Genomic DNA, 18735 nt, shown 5'->3' with positions numbered 1-18735 from the left:
TTTGTTGAGGAACCTAATCCTCATTATTTTGTAATTCTTTATCTAAACCATCAGCAAATAAGCCATACACATAACGTTCCGCATCAAATGGTTGTAAATCATCCATTTTTTCACCAAGACCAACAAACTTCACAGGAATGTGTAATTTATTTCGAATAGCAAGAACAATACCACCTTTTGCAGTACCGTCAAGCTTTGTTAAAACGATCCCTGTTACATTTGTAGCTTCCTTAAATGTTTGTGCTTGAACAAGTGCATTTTGACCTGTTGTTGCATCTAATGCTAATAGTACTTCATGCGGAGCATTCGGTACCTCTCGAGAGATTACTCGATGAACTTTTTCAAGCTCATTCATTAAGTTCACTTTGTTTTGCAGACGTCCAGCCGTATCACAAATCAACACATCTGCTTTACGGTTTTTCGCTGCACGAATTGCATCATACATAACCGCCGCAGGATCTGAGCCTTCCGATTGTTTAATCACTTCACAACCAACACGGTCTCCCCAAACTTGTAATTGATCGATGGCACCAGCACGGAATGTATCACCTGCTGCTAAGACAACCGTTTTACCTTGTGATTTTAGACGATGGGCAAGTTTACCGATTGTTGTTGTCTTCCCAACTCCGTTTACGCCTACGAATAAAATAACAGTAAGCTCATCTTGAGGCTGCATATTAAGGTCGATTAAATCCTCTTCTCCTTGCTCATAAATTTCCACAAGTTTTTCAGAAATAATCGCTTGAATACCGTTTGTATCTTTTATATTTTTACGTTGAACTTCGAAGCGTAATTTGTCCATTAGCTCCATTACTGTTTCAAAACCTACGTCAGCCTGTAATAATAAGTCTTCTAATTCTTCAAAGAAATCTTCATCTACTTTTCGATAACGAGCAACTAGGTCGTTCACTTTCGAAGTAAATGAATTACGTGTTTTTTCTAGTCCAGCTTTGAATTTTTGTGTGATAGACCAAGCAGAAGGTTTTTTCTCCTTCACAGGTTCCTCCACTATTGCGACCTCTTGCACTTCTTGTTGTTCTTGCTGTTCTTGCTGTTCTTGCTGTTCTTGCTGTTCTTGTTGTTTTGGTTGTTCTTGCACTTCTTGTTGTTCTTGTTGTTCTATCGCTACAGGATTTTTTGTTTCAATTGGACTGTCCGTTACAGAAGTCTCCTCTACTTTCTCAACCTCAACTACAGCGGCTTCAATTTGAGCAGGCTCTGTTGTATCGTCTAGCTTCTGTTCAGCAGCTTCTGCTTCATTTATCTCAACTACTTTTTCTTCCTCGGCTGGGTTACCCATCAATTTATCTTTTAAACGTTTAAAAAAACTCATGCTTGTTCGCTCCTTTGCTCCGCAAGTACGGGTTCATCTTCTAATTTTACTGATACAAGTTTAGATACGCCAGATTCCTGCATTGTAATACCATACAACACATCCGCACCCTCCATCGTTCCTTTACGATGTGTGATTACAATAAATTGTGTATTACGGCTAAATTTCTTCAAATATTGGCTATATCGAACGACATTTGCCTCGTCTAAAGCCGCCTCTACCTCATCGAGAATACAGAATGGTACTGGACGTATATTTAGGATGGAGAATAATAAAGCGATTGCTGTTAGTGCACGTTCACCACCTGAAAGCAAACTTAGATTTTGTAATTTTTTCCCTGGTGGTTGTGCTACTATTTCTATCCCTGTTTCTAGCAGGTTTTGAGGGTCCAATAACACTAAATCCGCCTGCCCTCCACCAAACAATTCACGGAATACACGTTTGAATTGCTCTCGAATAGCATAGAAGGTTTCGCTAAATCGTAGCGTCATTTCCTCATCCATCTCTTTAATTGCCTCATGTAATGTTTCCTGAGCAGCAAGTAAATCCTCACGCTGCTCTGTTAAAAATGAATGGCGTTCAAGTACCCGATCGTATTCCTCAATGGCACTCAAATTAACAGGACCAAGCTCCTCTATAGATTTCTTCAGCAGTTTCACTCGACGTCGCATATGCTCTTCATCTTCAATCGCAAGAGCTAACTCCTCAGCTTCCTCTGCGGTTAGCTGATAGTTTTCTTCTAGCTGTTCATTGAAATTATTGATCTCAAATTCTACGCGACTGCGCTTCAATTCATTAGCACGTATTGCTTCAAGGTAGCCTTTATGTGTACGTTGCAATTCCTTCAGCTGTTCTTCTAAAGTAGTAAGTTCTTGTTGTTGCGCTACTTTTTCATCTTTTTTCTGTGAAATTGTGTCCTGCAGAGAATCTCTTCTCGCTTTCCACGTAGTAACTTGCTCATCTACTTCTTCATCGCTTAAAAGTTTTGTCGATTCATTAGATTGAAGCCAAATTATTTCCTGAGAAATATCGTCGACCTTTTGACGAGCTTTGTTTAATTGTAGGGCTAACTCTGCAGTAGCAATTTGTACTTGTGACATTTGCTCCTGCATAACCGCTAACTGCGAGCGTTTTTCTGCCGATTGCTCACGAAGTACATCCTTCTCCGTTTCGCTTTGCAGCTTCACCTTACTTAGTTGTTCTACTGTTTCATTAATTTCTAACAGTTCGGTTGCTAGTGCCGTTAAACGCTCTGTAGCCGTTTCCTTTTGAGCTAACAATGCTTCTTCTCGTGTTTTTACATCTTGTGTTTCATTAGAAGCGAAAGATACTCGAGCAGATAAGCTTTTCTCGACAACCTCTAGCTCACGAATACGACTCGCCTGCTGCATTTCATCTTTTCGTAATTGCTCTCCGTCAAGCTTCAATCGTTCTACTTTGTCTCGCAATGTTGCAAGCTTCTCTTTTTCAATTGAGACAGCCTGTTCAGCACTATAAATTGATGCTTCTAACGATTCTAGCTTTACGATTAAACCATCTAATTCCGCTTTTCTTGTAAAGAGTGAAGATTGTTGCTTCACAGCACCACCCGTTAATGAACCGCCTGCATTGACGATATCACCTTCAAGTGTTACAACACGATATCGAAAACCACATAATCGAGCAATTTGGCTTGCACCTTCTAAATTTGATGCAACAATTACATTGCCAAGTAGGTTTTCGACAATTGTGCGGTTGTCTTCATCGAACGTAACAAGTGCATCAGCCATTTGGACAAATGCAGGGTGCTCAGTAGCTAGCTGAATCGCAGAAAGATTGATCTTACGTGACTTCATGACTGTTTTCGGTAAAAATGTTGCACGTCCAGCTCTCTTTTGTTTTAACCAATGAATAGCCTGTTGAGCATGTCGTTCATCGGTTGTCACAATATGCTGAGAGGCTGCCCCTAATGCTGTTTCAATAGCCTGAGAATATTTTCCACCAACTTGGATTAACTCAGCAACAGCTCCTTCAATTCCAACTAATTCACCTTTATCACGCGCTAACAATACTTCTTTTACGCCATGGAAGAACCCAGAGAAATCTGCTTCAAGCTCAGCTAGTGTATCTTTTCTAGCCTTCAATTGCTGCTGATGCTGATAAGCCTTATAAAGCATATCTTGCTTTTCATTAAACGTTGTATTAACGTTCTTAAGCTGCATTTGCAATGTTTCATATTGCTCAAGCTTTTCCTGTAATTCGTTAGTTGTTGTTGTATGGGCAACAACTAGCTTCTCTTTTTCCGTTAGAATTTGCGCAAGCTCCTGCCCGATTTCATCAGTTTGATCTGACATCCGTGCCGCCGTCGCTTTTTGCTGTGCTAATTGCTGTTCAATATTTTTTAATTCATTTTTGACTGTTGCTTCTTCGTTTAAGGAATCAATATATCGGTTTTTTTGCTCTTCAATTTCTTGTTCAATTTCAAAAACAGAGCGATTTAAAGATTGTTCCAATTGCTTGATACTTTGTTTTAACGCTGATACTTCTTGTTGTTTTTCAACGAACAATTCTTTTTTCTCTTGTTCTTGAACAATAAGAGCCTCAACCGCATCTTTTGCTTCTTGTAATGTTGTATTCAATTGAAGTAGTTGATTAGAAGCATTTTGTCGCTTTTCAGCCATTAACGCTTTACGACCATCCCAACGCTCTACTTCCATCGTCGCATTAACAAACTCAGCCTGAGTCGTATCTAAATAGTCATCTAGCTCTTTTAAAAGCTTACGAATGCTTGCGGTTTGCTTTTCAATTGAAGAAATATTATGAGCTTGTTTTTGTTCTGCTTCATATAGCTCCGTGTACTCAGCTTTCAGAGCATGCAAAGATTGTGCACAATTTTTTAAATCGTGCACAAGGATGGCGATATCAAAATCCTTTAACTCTGTTGACATTTGCACATAATCTCTTGCACTTGATGCCTGAATTTCTAACGGCTCTAGACGACTATCTAGCTCATGTAAAATATCTAAAACACGATACAAATTTTCATCTGTTTCAACAAGCTTATGCTCTGCCTTTTTCTTTCTTAGTTTATACTTTAACACGCCAGCTGCCTCTTCAAAAATCGAACGACGGTCATCAGGTCGGCTATTTAAAATTTCATCTACTCGGCCTTGTGAAATAATGGAGAAGGCCTCTTTCCCAAGTCCTGAGTCCATAAACAAGTCCGTAATATCCTTCAGGCGACACTGCTGGTTATTAAGTAAATATTCACTATCACCTGAACGGTATACGCGTCTTGTTACGCTGACTTCTGTATATGAAAAAGCAAGCTGTTCATCCGTATTATCTAAAACTAACGTTACCTCTGCAAAGTTTAGTGGCTTACGTGAGTCACTCCCAGCAAAAATAACATCCTCCATCTTTGCCCCACGTAACGACTTTGCAGATTGCTCTCCAAGCACCCAACGAATAGCATCAGTGACATTACTTTTTCCACTGCCATTTGGTCCAACAACCGCTGTAACACCAGGTACAAAATCAATTCCAATGCGCTCCGCAAAAGATTTAAAGCCAATCACTTCGAGTCGTTTTAGGAACATCTATTAAGCCTCCTCTTTTGCAGTTTGCTCACGCATTGCACGCATTGCACATTGCGCAGCTTGCTGCTCGGCTTCTTTTTTTGATTTCCCACGCCCTATACCGAGCTCTTGTCCATTTAATAGTACGCTCGATACGAAGGTACGGTTATGTGCAGGACCCTTTTCATCAATAATTTCATAATGAAGAAGGCCGTTGTTTGTTTGCTGTACCATTTCTTGCAATTGACTTTTAAAATCCATCACATGCGAAAAAGCACCGACTTCTACTTTCGGGAATACGATTCGTTCTAAAAATGACACGACCGTTTGTAAGTCCTGATCTAAATAAAGGGCACCTACAAATGACTCAAATACATCTGCAAGTAGCGCTGGGCGTTCCCGTCCACCTGTTAATTCCTCACCTTTTCCGAGTAATACAAAGCGACCAAAGCCTAATTCATTTGCAAAGATCACAAGTGATGGCTCACATACTATAGATGCTCGCAGCTTCGTCAGCTCACCCTCACTCATATTAGGGAATTTCTCAAAAAGGTATTTAGAAACAGACAGTTCAAGTACTGCGTCTCCTAAAAATTCAAGACGCTCATTATCCGTAAACAATTTACGGCGATGCTCATTCACATAAGATGAATGCGTGAATGCTTGATACAATAAATTTTTATTAATAAATGTGATATTTAATTCATGCTGTAACAGCTCAAATTGATTGCGTACTTTTTCAGGAAGTACGCCAGATTTCTGCATAGTTCCTTTTCTTTTCATAGCCATTGAACAATCTGCCTTCCTAATAGTTTCTACCGTTTTAGTGTACCTTTTTCAAGGCATTTATGCAAAAGTATTTCGGCTAAAATATAGTGTTTTGGAAATTTTTCCGCTATTTTTTATCCAAAATAAAAAAGGGACGTTCACAGTTCGAAAAACGAACCGTTTCGTACCCTTTTAAATACACCTTAGTCTATTGTATCCGTTCTTCGCATTTAAGCAAAAAACAGGAGTAATTTCTGCCAAAGGCTTTAACTTAGCGGCTGTTTGAACACCCACTGAAAGAAGTTAAATGAAATTAGTTAATTTTACTTTCGATGTATGAAATTGCAGAACCTACTGTTGAGATTTTTTCAGCATCATCATCAGAAATTTCCATATCGAATTCGTCTTCAAGCTCCATTACAAGCTCAACTACGTCTAATGAGTCAGCACCTAAATCATCACGGAAAGAAGCTTCTAGAGTAACTTCACTTTCTTCAACACCTAAACGGTCCACGATTACTTTTGTTACGCGTTCTAATACTGTAGTCAAAACATTCACCTCCCCTCAATGATTATACAAAAAATCATTGCCTATTACTAATTGAAATTACATCACCATGCCGCCATCTATATGTAACGTCTGACCTGTCATATAGTTAGCATCATCTGAAGCTAGAAAAGCTACGGCCTTTGCGATATCCTCAGGCTGCCCAAGTTTTGCTAGAGGAATTTGTGTAAGCATACCTTGCTTTATATCTTCTGGTAGTTGTTCAGTCATTTCAGTTTCTATAAAGCCTGGTGCAACCGCATTTACTAAAATATTACGAGATGCTAATTCCTTAGCAGTCGTTTTAGTCAATCCAATAACACCCGCTTTTGCGGCTACGTAGTTAGCTTGCCCTGCATTACCAGCTACACCGACAATTGATGAAATGTTGATGATGCGACCCGCACGTTGCTTCATCATTTGACGTGTTACTGCTTTTGTACAAAGGAAAACACCTTTAAGGTTTGTATCTAACACATCATCCCACTCATCTTCTTTCATACGCATCAACAAGTTATCACGTGTAATTCCTGCATTATTTACTAAAATATCAAGTGAACCGAATGTTTTCACAGCTGCATCCATTAATGCAGTAACTTCTTCTGTTTTCGAAACACTCCCTTGTACAGCAATAGCCTCGCCGCCATTTTCTTGAATCATCGCGACAACTTCTTCTGCCTTCGCCTGTGAGCCGCTGTAGTTAACGACAACTTTAGCGCCCTCATTAGCAAGCTTTAATGCAATAGCACGTCCTATTCCACGCGAAGCACCAGTTACAACAGCTACTTTTCCCTCTAATTTACGCATTAATTGTCCACTCCTTCGCCGCTTCTAGCACAGCCTCTAATGATGCTTCATCATAAACACAGTAAGTCGCAACAGATCGATCGATTTTTTTCACTAATCCACTTAACACTTTGCCTGGTCCACACTCAATAAAGACATCCACACCTTGTGCAATCATTTCACGCACAGATGCTTCCCATTGTACAGCGCTATATACTTGTTCTACTAACTCATGTTGAATAGCAGGAACATCCTCTAATTCTTTCGCCATGACGTTGCCGATTACAGGGATTTGTGGAGCTGACAATGATATTTCAGCCAAAGCTTCTCTTAATTTTTCAGACGACGGGCTCATTAGCTCTGAATGGAATGGTCCACTAACAACTAAAGGAATTGCTCGTTTTGCACCAGCTTCCTTTGCCGCTAAAGATGCCTTTTCAACGCCTTCCTTTGTACCAGAAATAACGATTTGCCCTGGACAGTTTACATTCGCTACCTGAACCGGATCACCTGCTGCAGATACCTTTTCAGTTACCTCATGCAATACTTCAAGCTCCATGCCTAGAATGGCTGCCATTGCGCCTTGCCCTGCAGGTACAGCTTCATTCATAAAAAGACCACGCTTATGAACGACAGAAACTGCATCCTCAAACGTTAACACACCGGCGATTACTAATGCACTGTATTCTCCAAGTGAATGCCCAGCTGCATAGTTTGGCATAATTCCTGCTGCACGTAATTTTTCTGCAACCATCACACCAGTAGTTAAAAGTGCTGGCTGTGCATGGTATGTCAATGTTAGCTCCTCGGCTGGCCCCTCTAACATTAGCTTAGATAGCTCAAAGCCAAGCGATTGATTTGCACGGTCATAAAATGCTTTACTTTCTGCCGCATTCTCGATAAACTCTTGCCCCATTCCAACTGCTTGAGAACCTTGGCCTGGAAAAACAAATGCTATTTTCGTCATTTTTCATTAATCCCCTTTTGATCAATTATGCCTCGGCGTAAATTGCGTCCGGAGGCTTTAGGCCAACACGATGTTGGTCACTCAGTCGTTGCCACAGGACATGGCGTTCTTAGACTGAGTTCCGCTATTTCAATGGGTGTTTGGACACCTGCTGAAAAGAAGCTCATACTTTTGCATTCATCTCACCGCCGATAGAGGTGGGAGACTTCTGTAGCTGCCGTTTCACTTACGTTACATAAAACATTTGTACCTGTCGCTACATAAAACACCTGTACCTGACGCTTCGCTTTCGCTACATAAAACATTTGTACCTGTCGCTATGCTTTTGGTACATAAAACACCTGTAGCTGACGCTTTGCTTTCGCTACATAAAACATTTGTAGCTGGCGCTTTGCTTTCGCTACATAAAACACCTGCTGAAAGAAGTTAATCAATTTCTAAGTGGCGTACTGTTTCTGTGATCGTCGAGATGACTGTATGCTCTACCATCGTATTTGCTTGGCGAATCGCACTGTATATTGCTTTGGCGTTAGATGATCCATGTGCCTTAATTACAGGTGCTTGTAAACCAAACAATCCTGCACCACCATACTCCGTGTAGTCCATTTTATTTTTCAAGTCACGCAAATTATTTTTCATAAGGGCTGCCGAAATTTTTGTTTTTGTAGAAGACATAAACGCCTCTTTAAGCATTGAAAATAACGCGCCCGCTGTACCTTCTATCGATTTCAGTACCATATTACCTGTAAAACCATCTGTTACAACAACGTCTGCTACCCCTTCAAGTAAGTCTCGAGCTTCTACGTTGCCGATAAAGTTCAAGTCCGCTTCTTTTAATAACTCGAAAGTAGCTTTCGTTAAGTCATTCCCTTTTTTATCCTCAGTACCGATATTTAGCAAGCCGACACGTGGCTTTTGTAAGCCGCCTACCTTTTTCGCATAAATATCACCCATAATCGCATATTGCAATAAATGTTCAGGACGCGCATCTGCATTTGCCCCTAAATCAAGCATTAAAAAGCCCTTACCGTCTAATGTCGGTAGTGTAGTGGCTAATGCTGGTCTCGCAATCCCTTCAATACGTCCTACTTTAAATAAACCACCTGCCATTAAAGCACCCGTATTACCAGCTGAAAGACAAGCATCTGCCTTTCCTTCTTCAACCGCATCCATCATTCGTGCCATCGATGAATCCTTTTTTCGACGAACAGCGCGTGCTGGATCGTCTGTTCCTTCCACAACTTCCTCACAATGCACTACTGTTAATCGATCATGTATTTTTAATAATGGTTCAAGCTTTTCGCGCTGACCATATAATTGTATTTCTAAATTTGGAATTTGCTCTAAAGCTAATAAAGCACCTTCAACAACTGATTTTGGTGCGTTGTCGCCACCCATTCCATCTAGCGCTAATTTCATTGTTGTTCACCCTTACCTTTCGTGCGGTACATATCAAATTCACCAACAAAAACAGTTTCACCATTAACAGTGGATGTTAACTCTACTTTTGTACGATGGTTTTCGTCATCACGTCCGATAACGTTTGCTTTTGTAATAACACGATCTCCAGCTCTAACAGGTTTCACAAAGGTAATGTTTGAATGTACTGTTAATGCTAGTTCATCATCAATAACCGCTACCGCTAATGAGTTTGCCTGTGCAAACAAATGATGTCCACGAGCAATGCCATTGCGCTGAAAAACATGCTCTTCTTTTACGTCAAAAATAGATAATGCACGATTATCTAATTCAATATCAATAATTTCACCAATCACTTCATCTATCGGAAGTGATTTCACTTCATTTTCATATGTTTTCGAAGCAACATCTTTAATTCGTTCGCGTAATTCAGGAATTGCTAACTCCATACGATCTAAACGAATTGTTTGGACACTAACCTGAAACTGTGTTGCTAGCTGTTCATCTGTGACGAATGGATTTTCAGCTATCGTTTCAGATAATAGTCGCTGTCGCTCTTTTTTCGTTCGTCTCAACATCATTCGCCACCTTTTTAGTTGTTATTAGCACTTGGTACTAATATCAGTATATAGAGTATAAAAAAAGAATGCAAGACTTGTTTTCAAAACAAGTGCTTACATTCCAAATTGGGGATCTAATCAAAGCGGTCTCCCTGTAAAACACCCGACTCTTCAAGCATACTACGTAAATATTTATACTCATCATCATGCCAAAAAGCATCAGTCTCAAGCATAGTCGTTGCATCATTTCTTGCCGTCTCAAGTATTCGATAATCATGCACTAAATCCGCTACTTTAAAATCAGGCAAACCACTTTGTTTACGCCCGAAGAAATCACCTGGACCACGCAGTTCCAAATCCTTTTCAGCTAAACGGAAACCATCATTTGTTTCCGTCATTGACTGCATGCGCTCCTTACCTTCATCGGATTTTGGATCGGCAAGCAACACACAGTATGACTGATGTTCACCTCGCCCAACACGTCCACGCAGCTGATGCAATTGAGCTAAACCGAAGCGTTCAGCATCATAAACGATCATAAAAGTTGCATTCGGTACATTAACACCAACCTCAACAACTGTTGTCGATACGAGTACATGAATAGTCCCTTCACTAAACGCTCGCATAACAGCATCTTTTTCATCCGCGGATAGGCGACCATGCATTAATCCGACATTGTATCGTCCACTAAAATACGTAGCGAGTTGTTCGTATATTTCTACTGCATTTTGTACATCAAGCTTGTCCGATTCCTCGATAAGAGGACAAATAGCATACGCCTGTCTTCCAGCAGCAAGCTCTAATTCTAACTTTGACATAACAGAGCCAAATTGCTCTTTTTTCATCCAATGTGTTTCAATTTGCTTACGCCCCGCTGGCATTTCATCAATCATGGAAACATCCATTTCTCCAAATGCCGTAATCGCAAGTGTACGCGGAATAGGCGTCGCCGTCATAAAGAGTACATCTGGATTTTCACCTTTATCACGCAATATTCTACGCTGTTCAACACCAAAACGATGCTGTTCATCCGTTATAACAAAACCAAGCTTGTAAAAAACGACATCAGGCTGAATAAGCGCATGCGTACCTATTAAAATATCTATATCTCCATTTGCTAGTTCTTCTAACAGTAAACGGCGTTCCTTCACTTTCGTCGATCCCGATAGTAAAGCTACTCGCACGCCAAATGGCTCAAACCATTCCTTCAAACTTTCAACATGCTGCTCAGCTAATATTTCTGTGGGCGCCATTAACGCTCCCTGAAAACCAGCAGTTACAGCTGCATATAAACAGATTGCTGCAACAACGGTTTTACCTGATCCTACATCACCTTGAAGTAAGCGATTCATACGATGCGGCTCTTTCATATCTTTGCAAATTTCATTGACAACGCGTTTTTGAGCTCCTGTTAATTCATAAGGTAACGATGTAATAAAGGCACGTAGCTTTTGCAAATCAAACTGTATAACTGTACCGTGCTCACTATCCTTCCGAATTTTACGTAACGCTTGAATACGGAGCTGAAAGTTTAGTAACTCTTCATAGGCAAAGCGTCTTCTAGCCTGCTTTGCATGCCCCGCATCAAGTGGGAAATGAATTCCCTCCAGCCCACCTTGTATTGAAGTAAGCTTATAATCCACCTGTAGATGCTGTGGGATTGCATCCGGAATCTCTTCTCCAAACTCATCTAGAGCTTGTCGCATGTATTTACGAAAACGCTTTTGCGGAATCAAGCCTTTCAAACTATAAACAGGTTCAAAGTCGACCTGATCTGTTTTCGGACCAAATGTAACAGATGTTCCGTTGATTACTTGTCTGCCTCTGTCCCATTTACCTGTGACGGTAATAATAGCTCCTGGTACAAGCTTCTGCTTCAAATAACCTTGATTAAAAAAAACAACCTTAACTAAATGTCGACCTGCCAGCACCGTCACTTGTAATCTTGATTTATTGCGACCTAAAAACAATACTGTCGGTTCACGTTCAACTTTACATTCAACAGTGACACGTTCATTATGTGGTGTTTGTGCTAAATCCTTTAAACGAAAATCTTCATGCCGATGAGGGAACGTCCATAATAAATTCGCAATCGTCTCGATGCCCAACGCCTCTAAATGTCCTGCTGTTTCTTTCCCGATTCCCTTTAAATCGGTTACGGGGCTCGTTAAATCAGTCACCTTGCAGTTCCTCCAAAGATTTTCACCGCTTGTGCTTTATTTGTAGTCATTAGCATAACCATGAAATTTCCCCTTTCTTAACAATTTTTCTCGGCTTTTATAATGTTGTTACTTTAACTCTTCTGAACAATTCCTGCTGTTCATCTTTATTCTCAATATTATTATATAACTTTTCATTTTCTCTAACATAGCAATTCCATTCATCAATAATTAGATTGATAGTTATCTCTTCATAAAGAACATAATCTTTTCCACCTTTAGCAAATTAAGAATCAATCACCTCAATGACTTCTTTTGTATTTCGAGCTCCAAATAAAGCCCTAGTCCTGACATCCGCTGAAAGAAGTTAAATAAAAGCATTAATTTCTTCTCAGCATATAATGTTGAAAAAGGAGTGAAATCACTTGGGATATTTTCCACCTCAAGGGACAATGAGACCACAATCACCTCCACCAAACTTCAGACCATCAAAACCTTCTGTGTCCTATATCATTGATTGTGTATATCAAAATACTTATGTATGGCTTAAAAACGGGAGAGAATTTTGGTTTTATCCTACTCGTGTAGAAATGGGTGAAGTATCTGGATATAGATGGAACGGTGTCTACTGGGCGTTTTACGGATTTGATGAAGGATTGATTGATGCCGTTGCCTGTACTCCTACTCCTGCCCTTTACTAAAATTCCAAAAGACTTTTTCTTTATTAATAACTGTAATAGGAGTCATCCCCTAGGTAGGCGATGCCATGTATAAAAATTGACTCAGGGATTAACGTCACAGATGAGACCATGGAGCACAAGCGAAGCGGCTCATCTAACGCCCCCTGGAAGCTTTGCTCTGTGCGAAAGCGTAGTGCTAACGTAGCGGCAGCTACAAAGCGCACAGCCGGAATGGAAATTAACCACACGTTATGATGAGTAGCGTCTCACCCAAAATATATCCACTTTGTCCAAACTTTCCCCTGTACTAATTCTAAATTTTTATTTTCACTTGTAAAAACACCTATAGCATGTAGAAGCTCATACAAAAAACACGCTCTCTTAGGAAAGCGTGTTTACTATTTTTATTATTTTTGCAGTGATTGAATACTCTCTAAATTACCATTGTCAAATATGGCTTTGCTGATCGCTTTGCCTGTTGGTGTTGCAGCCAAGCCACCACGGGCAGTTTCTTTTAAATTCGGACTCATAGATTGTCCAATTCGATACATCGCACCAATCACTTCATCACATGGGATGCGACTTGTTACACCCGCAAGTGCCATATCCGCTGCCACAAGCGAATTCGCTGCACCCATAGCATTCCTTTTAACACAAGGAACCTCTACCAATCCAGCTACTGGGTCACAAACAAGCCCAAGCATGTTTTTAAGTGTAATCGCAAAGGCTTCTGCACATTGCTGCGGAGAACCACCAGCCATCTCTACAATCGCTGCCGCTCCCATACCTGCAGCTGAGCCAACCTCTGCTTGACAGCCACCAGCAGCACCAGAAATCGAAGCGTTATTGGCAACAACGAAACCGAAAGCACCTGATGTGAATAAAAAACGAATCATTTGCTCACGTGTTGGATTAAGCTTGTTTTTCACCGCAAACAGTGTCCCTGGTACAACACCGGCCGAGCCTGCAGTAGGCGTTGCACAAATTGTACCCATTGCCGCATTTACCTCATTAGTTGCAACCGCCTTACTCACTGCATCTAATAATAAATCCCCTGACAATGAATTTCCTTGCGCAATGTAATTTTGAAGCAATACTGCATCACCACCTGTTAAACCCGTTACAGATTGCACACCCTTCAAGCCTCTTTCGACAGCTTCCTCCATCACCGTTAAATTACGGTCCATTTGCTGCATAATCTCTTCTCTTGTACGTCCAGTTATTAACATTTCCTGTTCAATCATAATTTCAGAAATCAGTTTACCTTCTTGCTCTGCTCGTTCAACAAGCTCACGAACATTATGAAACAATACGTCCATACTGGGACACCCCCTTAGTTGTTATTAATTTTAGAAACCTTTGTAATATGTGGTATTAAAGAAATTTGTTGTAGTACTTTTTCCTCGATATTTTGATCGACTTCTATCACCATAAGTGCAGTTAAACCACGTTCAATTCGCGAAACTTCCATATGCCCAATGTTGACTGCATGCATCGCTAAGCAATTTGCTACATTGGCAATACAGCCAGCACGATCATCATGGACTACAAGGATAGCCGGCATGCCACCTGTTAATCGTAGCTTGAAGCCATTAACCTCACTCACTTCAATTTTACCCCCACCAATAGAAATTCCGACAACAGACATCTCTCCATCATCATCGCCAATCACAAGGCGAGCTGTATTTGGATGTTCTGTGTTAGCTGTTTCTGGGATAAATTCATAGTCTAACCCTGCCTTCTCTGCATCAGCGAAAGCTGTTTTGATTCGCTCATCAAATGTATCGTAATTTAATAAGCCCCCTATCAAAGCTACATCCGTTCCATGTCCTTTATACGTTTCAGCAAAAGAACCATATAAGTGAATTTTCGCCCACTTTGGTTGTCTTCCAAATAAATCTCTAGCAACGCGTCCAATTCGTGCGGCACCTGCCGTATGAGAGGAAGAAGGCCCAATCATCACTGGTCCAATAATATCAAATACTGAAGTAAACTTCATACAAACACCCCTCTATTCTATCCATATAATAATATTTACTTTTACTTATATCATGCTTGATAGGCACTAGAAAAGTAAAGCACTACTTTATCAACTTTCAGAAAATTTACACTACTATAATTTACACATCAGAAATATTGTTTAACTTTTGTCTACTCCATATACACAAAAATTTCAAAAGGCTTATATCCCAGAATTTTCAAGCCCGTTGTCCTCTGGGTACATACAGAAAATTATTCATTTTATGCTACTTTCTATAGTGTATCTTCATACAGCAGAAGAGACTCCCACCTCTGAAGTTGGTGAGTTGAATGCACATGTAGTTCCTATTTAGTGGGGTTCAAACACCTACTGAAATAGAAGAACTCACGCCACGTCCTGCGGCAATTTATCTGTGCGAAAGCGAAGCGACAGCAATAAATACACCAAGGCGAAATTGATTATACCCTATTTTCCTTGTACCATAAACAAAAGCAGTACACGGCTTGTGCACTGCTTTGTCTACTTATTCGCAAAGTAGCATTGAATTATTCTACTGAAATAATATATGGATATAATCCTTGTTTACCATTAAATAACTCTACTTCGACCTCTGGATAATTTTCTTCAATAAATTTCACTAATTCTGAGGCATTTTCTTCTGTTGTTTCCTCACCATAGATAACTGTTACAATTTCTGCATCTTCATCTACTAAATCAGTAATTACCTTCTCAGCTGCATCTTTTAATGCCGGAGTAGATAAGACAATTTTTCCTTCCGCAAGTGCCATGAAATCATCTTTATGGATTTCTACACCATCAATAGATGTATCTCGAACTGCATAAGTTACTTGGCCTGTTTTCACATTTGCAAAAGCTTCTGTCATTGTTGCTTGGTTCGTTTCAACTGTCGTTTCTGGATTAAACGATAGAATCGCCGCCATACCTTGAGGGATTGTTTTCGTTGGAACTACTGCCGCTTCAATATCTAAAAGCTCTACTGCTTGTTCTGCTGCCATGACGATATTTTTGTTATTTGGTAAAATCAACACTTTTTCAGCACCAATTTCTTGTACTGCCTTCACAATATCTTCAGTTGAAGGGTTCATAGTTTGACCACCTTCAATAACATAAGAAGCACCAATTGAACGAAGTAATTCAGCAACTCCCTCGCCCATTGCAATCGTTACAATTGCATATGGATGCTTTTCTACTTTTTTAGCAGGAGTTGGTGCTTTATGATCCTCACCAACGATGGCAGAATGCTGTTCACGCATATTGTCGACCTTAATTTTAATAAGACTACCGTATTTTTGACCCATAGCTAAAACAGCGCCAGGTTGCTCGGAATGAATATGCACTTTTGCAATCTCTTCATCCGAAATAACGAGTAAAGAATCACCTAGAGGGTTTAATTCATTGCGGAATTGTTCTTCGCTAAATGGCTCTTTCCCTTCTTCAAAACGTACCATGATTTCTGTACAATAACCAAACTCAATATCAACTGTATTCATAAAATCTTGTGCTCTATGATGCTCTGCATTGATTAAATCATCTAAAGTTGCTTCGTTTTTCTGCGGTAATGGCTCACCTTTTAAAGATGCTAAGAACCCTTCATACACAAATAGAAGCCCCTGACCACCACTATCGACAACACCTACTTCTTTAAGAACAGGTAGAAGCTCAGGTGTACGTTCCAACGAAGCCTGTGCTTCAGCAGTAAATGCTTCCATCACTGTAATGATATCATTTTCAGTTTCTGCCACTTCCACGCCTTTTTGTGCCGCTTCACGTGCTACTGTTAAAATCGTTCCTTCAACTGGCTTCATTACTGCTTTATAAGCTGTATCAACGCCGGCTTGGAAGGCACTTGCAAAGCCCTTGGCATCAATTGTCTCTTCTTTTTCAATAGCCTTACCAAAGCCACGGAATAGCTGCGATAAAATAACCCCAGAATTTCCGCGCGCTCCCATAAGTAAACCTTTTGACAAAGCCTGTGCTGTTTTACCGATATGTTCTGAAGCAGAAAGTTCTGTCTCCTTTGCGCCAGATGTCATCGACAAGTTCATATTCGTTCCTGTATCTCCATCCGGTACTGGAAATACATTTAATGAATCAACATAATTTGCATTTTGGAATAGGTGATGGGCACCCATTTGCACCATTTCTGCAAACTTTATTCCGTCTAAAGACTGCATTCGATTTAGTTCCTCCTCTTAATCATTCGCTACACGAACGCCCTGCACAAAGATATTGACAGATTTTACGCTCATACCTAATGTTTTATCCACTGTATATTTCACTTTTGATTGTACTTGATAAGCCACTTCTGAAATTTTTGTCCCGTAACTAACAATAATGTACATATCAATATGTAAATCGTCGTCTTGTTTTCGAACAACAACACCTTTTGCAAAATTTTCTTTACGTAAAATATCAGTTAGACCATCACGAATTTGATGTTTAGATGCCATGCCAACAATACCGTAGCATTCTACAGCAGCGCCACCAGCAATTTGCGCAAGTACATCTGTTGAAATATCAATTTGGCCGAATTCATTGTTTAATTCAATTGACATAGAAATGCCCCCTTGGCTCTTTTTGACTAAACTATATTGTAACACTTTTGTTATATATTAAGCAACCTAGGAGGAGATGAAAGCGCACTGTATCAACGTTTTACTGACATGATACAAATTAACATACCACTTCATCTAAATTTTCATTTTTGCTGTAAAAGTTGTTACGACCGTTTTGTTTTGCTGTATATAATGCTTCGTCAGCTAATGCACAGCATGTATTCAAATGCTCGCTTATTGAGATCTTGGCATGGCACATCCCAATACTGACTGTTACAACATCAGCTATTTTTGAACGCTCATGACGAATGTTTAAGTTGTAGACTTCTTCTAATATTTCCTCACAGACATGCTCAGCAAATTTTGCGGCATGGTGACTAACGATTATGAATTCTTCGCCGCCCCAACGTGCAGCAAATGCATTATACTTTTCTGCAATTTCCTCTATCAGAGCTGCCACTTTTTTTAAAGCTTCATCACCCTGTAAATGACCATAATAATCATTGAAATTTTTAAAGAAATCAATATCCACCATTATCACGGTTAAAGACTTTGGTTTACTAAGTTGTTGCCCGATTTGTGTCAGTTTATTATTAAAAGCTCGTCGATTTGGAAGGTTTGTCAACGTGTCACGAAGTGCTTGCTCTGATAGCTCGTTATTTTTCTCCGCTAATAATTTTGACAACTGCTTAGATTTTGTCATTTCTTCATCTAATAAAATGTGCTGTGTCGTAAATTGTTTTTGTACTTTATAAGTATGACGCTGAATAATTAGCCCCATTGGAATAATAAGAGACATCGGTAAAAACACTTTAATACCTTCACCCGAAATCCCATTACTCATATAGGCACTTATTAAAATGGCCGGAACTGTTATGAACATAATCCAAAAAATTTTCCGAAAAGGGATGGCAAAAACAGTACAAATCATTAAAAACAGTACCTCATAAAGAGCTGCATGTTTAAAGAAATATACGTCCATTACGGTTATCACAGTAATTAATAACAATATAGTATAAATATAAGCAAGTAAGATAAATTCGTATTTTCGCAAATTTAAAGATGTAACCTGAATCTTCTTTTCTCTCACAAATAATAACACTGCTAAATCTATATAAAACAAAATAGTGTGAATGGCTATATAAACTGGTACCATCTCACTTTCAGTTTCAGAAAAGAACACCTCACCATAATGAATTATTGTAATGATGGCTGTCACGTACATTAAAGTCCACGCTACAGTTCGCATACGTTTTAAATTAAATTGAATCATTTCTTTTTGTATAGATAGAGCTAGCTTTTCTTGATTTTCCATAACATCCGCTCCTAATAACAATCTTTCAAATCAATTTCGTCTTGGCGTAATCGTAGCTGTCGCACAGAAAACATTTGTAGCTGTCGC

15 protein-coding genes are annotated in these 18735 nt (G+C 39.7%); 1 reads left to right on the top strand and 14 read right to left on the bottom strand.

Features of this window, described 5'->3' with window-relative positions:
- Positions 1-13: 13 nt before the first annotated feature.
- The 9 genes from ftsY to recG form a co-directional block, all read right to left on the bottom strand.
- Positions 14-1333 (bottom strand): signal recognition particle-docking protein FtsY, encoded by a 1320-nt coding sequence (gene ftsY / locus QUF91_RS06335; RefSeq protein ID WP_289417183.1) that lies wholly within the window; start codon positions 1331-1333, stop codon positions 14-16.
- Complete coding sequence (gene smc / locus QUF91_RS06330; RefSeq protein ID WP_289417182.1) at positions 1330-4911, bottom strand: chromosome segregation protein SMC; 3582 nt, start codon at positions 4909-4911, stop codon at positions 1330-1332. Before smc ends, ftsY begins: the two co-directional genes overlap by 4 nt.
- Positions 4912-4914: 3 nt before the next feature.
- Positions 4915-5679, bottom strand: coding sequence for a ribonuclease III (gene rnc / locus QUF91_RS06325; protein WP_481817479.1), 765 nt, complete (start codon positions 5677-5679; stop codon positions 4915-4917).
- 292 nt (positions 5680-5971) lie between these two features.
- On the bottom strand, positions 5972-6208 hold the full coding sequence (locus tag QUF91_RS06320; protein ID WP_285399109.1) for an acyl carrier protein: 237 nt from the start codon (positions 6206-6208) through the stop codon (positions 5972-5974).
- A 57-nt stretch (positions 6209-6265) separates the two neighbouring features.
- The gene (fabG, locus tag QUF91_RS06315) at positions 6266-7012 is read right to left on the bottom strand and encodes a 3-oxoacyl-[acyl-carrier-protein] reductase (RefSeq protein ID WP_285399108.1); all 747 of its coding nucleotides are present in this window, start codon (positions 7010-7012) and stop codon (positions 6266-6268) included.
- Complete coding sequence (fabD, locus tag QUF91_RS06310; protein WP_289417181.1) at positions 7005-7958, bottom strand: ACP S-malonyltransferase; 954 nt, start codon at positions 7956-7958, stop codon at positions 7005-7007. Before fabD ends, fabG begins: the two co-directional genes overlap by 8 nt.
- A 426-nt stretch (positions 7959-8384) precedes the next feature.
- Positions 8385-9377, bottom strand: coding sequence for a phosphate acyltransferase PlsX (plsX, locus tag QUF91_RS06305; protein ID WP_285399105.1), 993 nt, complete (start codon positions 9375-9377; stop codon positions 8385-8387).
- A complete protein-coding gene (gene fapR / locus QUF91_RS06300; protein WP_285399103.1) occupies positions 9374-9952 on the bottom strand; it encodes a transcription factor FapR in 579 nt (192 codons plus the stop codon). Before fapR ends, plsX begins: the two co-directional genes overlap by 4 nt.
- A gap of 119 nt (positions 9953-10071) precedes the next feature.
- Positions 10072-12117 carry an ATP-dependent DNA helicase RecG gene (gene recG, locus QUF91_RS06295; RefSeq protein WP_289417180.1) on the bottom strand — a complete coding sequence of 682 codons (2046 nt, stop codon included), beginning with the start codon at positions 12115-12117 and terminating at the stop codon, positions 10072-10074.
- 404 nt (positions 12118-12521) lie between these two features.
- On the opposite strand from recG, the gene QUF91_RS06290 reads away from it, so the two are divergent.
- A complete protein-coding gene (locus QUF91_RS06290) occupies positions 12522-12797 on the top strand; it encodes a transporter (RefSeq protein WP_285399100.1) in 276 nt (91 codons plus the stop codon).
- Positions 12798-13183: 386 nt separating this feature from the next.
- Here the strand turns inward: QUF91_RS06290 and sdaAA are convergent, their stop codons facing one another.
- From sdaAA to QUF91_RS06265, 5 genes are all read right to left on the bottom strand, one after another.
- Positions 13184-14095 carry an L-serine ammonia-lyase, iron-sulfur-dependent, subunit alpha gene (sdaAA, locus tag QUF91_RS06285; RefSeq protein ID WP_068983185.1) on the bottom strand — a complete coding sequence of 304 codons (912 nt, stop codon included), beginning with the start codon at positions 14093-14095 and terminating at the stop codon, positions 13184-13186.
- A 14-nt stretch (positions 14096-14109) separates the two neighbouring features.
- A complete protein-coding gene (gene sdaAB / locus QUF91_RS06280; RefSeq protein WP_285399098.1) occupies positions 14110-14775 on the bottom strand; it encodes an L-serine ammonia-lyase, iron-sulfur-dependent subunit beta in 666 nt (221 codons plus the stop codon).
- 527 nt (positions 14776-15302) lie between these two features.
- A complete protein-coding gene (locus QUF91_RS06275) occupies positions 15303-16952 on the bottom strand; it encodes a DAK2 domain-containing protein (RefSeq protein ID WP_289417179.1) in 1650 nt (549 codons plus the stop codon).
- An 18-nt stretch (positions 16953-16970) separates the two neighbouring features.
- On the bottom strand, positions 16971-17333 hold the full coding sequence (locus QUF91_RS06270; protein WP_289417178.1) for an Asp23/Gls24 family envelope stress response protein: 363 nt from the start codon (positions 17331-17333) through the stop codon (positions 16971-16973).
- 118 nt (positions 17334-17451) lie between these two features.
- Positions 17452-18648 carry a GGDEF domain-containing protein gene (locus QUF91_RS06265; protein WP_285399094.1) on the bottom strand — a complete coding sequence of 399 codons (1197 nt, stop codon included), beginning with the start codon at positions 18646-18648 and terminating at the stop codon, positions 17452-17454.
- Positions 18649-18735: the final 87 nt, after the last annotated feature.

It is taken from the genome of Lysinibacillus sp. G4S2 (assembly GCF_030348505.1).
In the GTDB taxonomy this organism is placed as follows: Bacteria; Bacillota; Bacilli; order Bacillales_A; family Planococcaceae; genus Lysinibacillus.
This window is presented reverse-complemented; position numbering and strand designations above follow the sequence as displayed.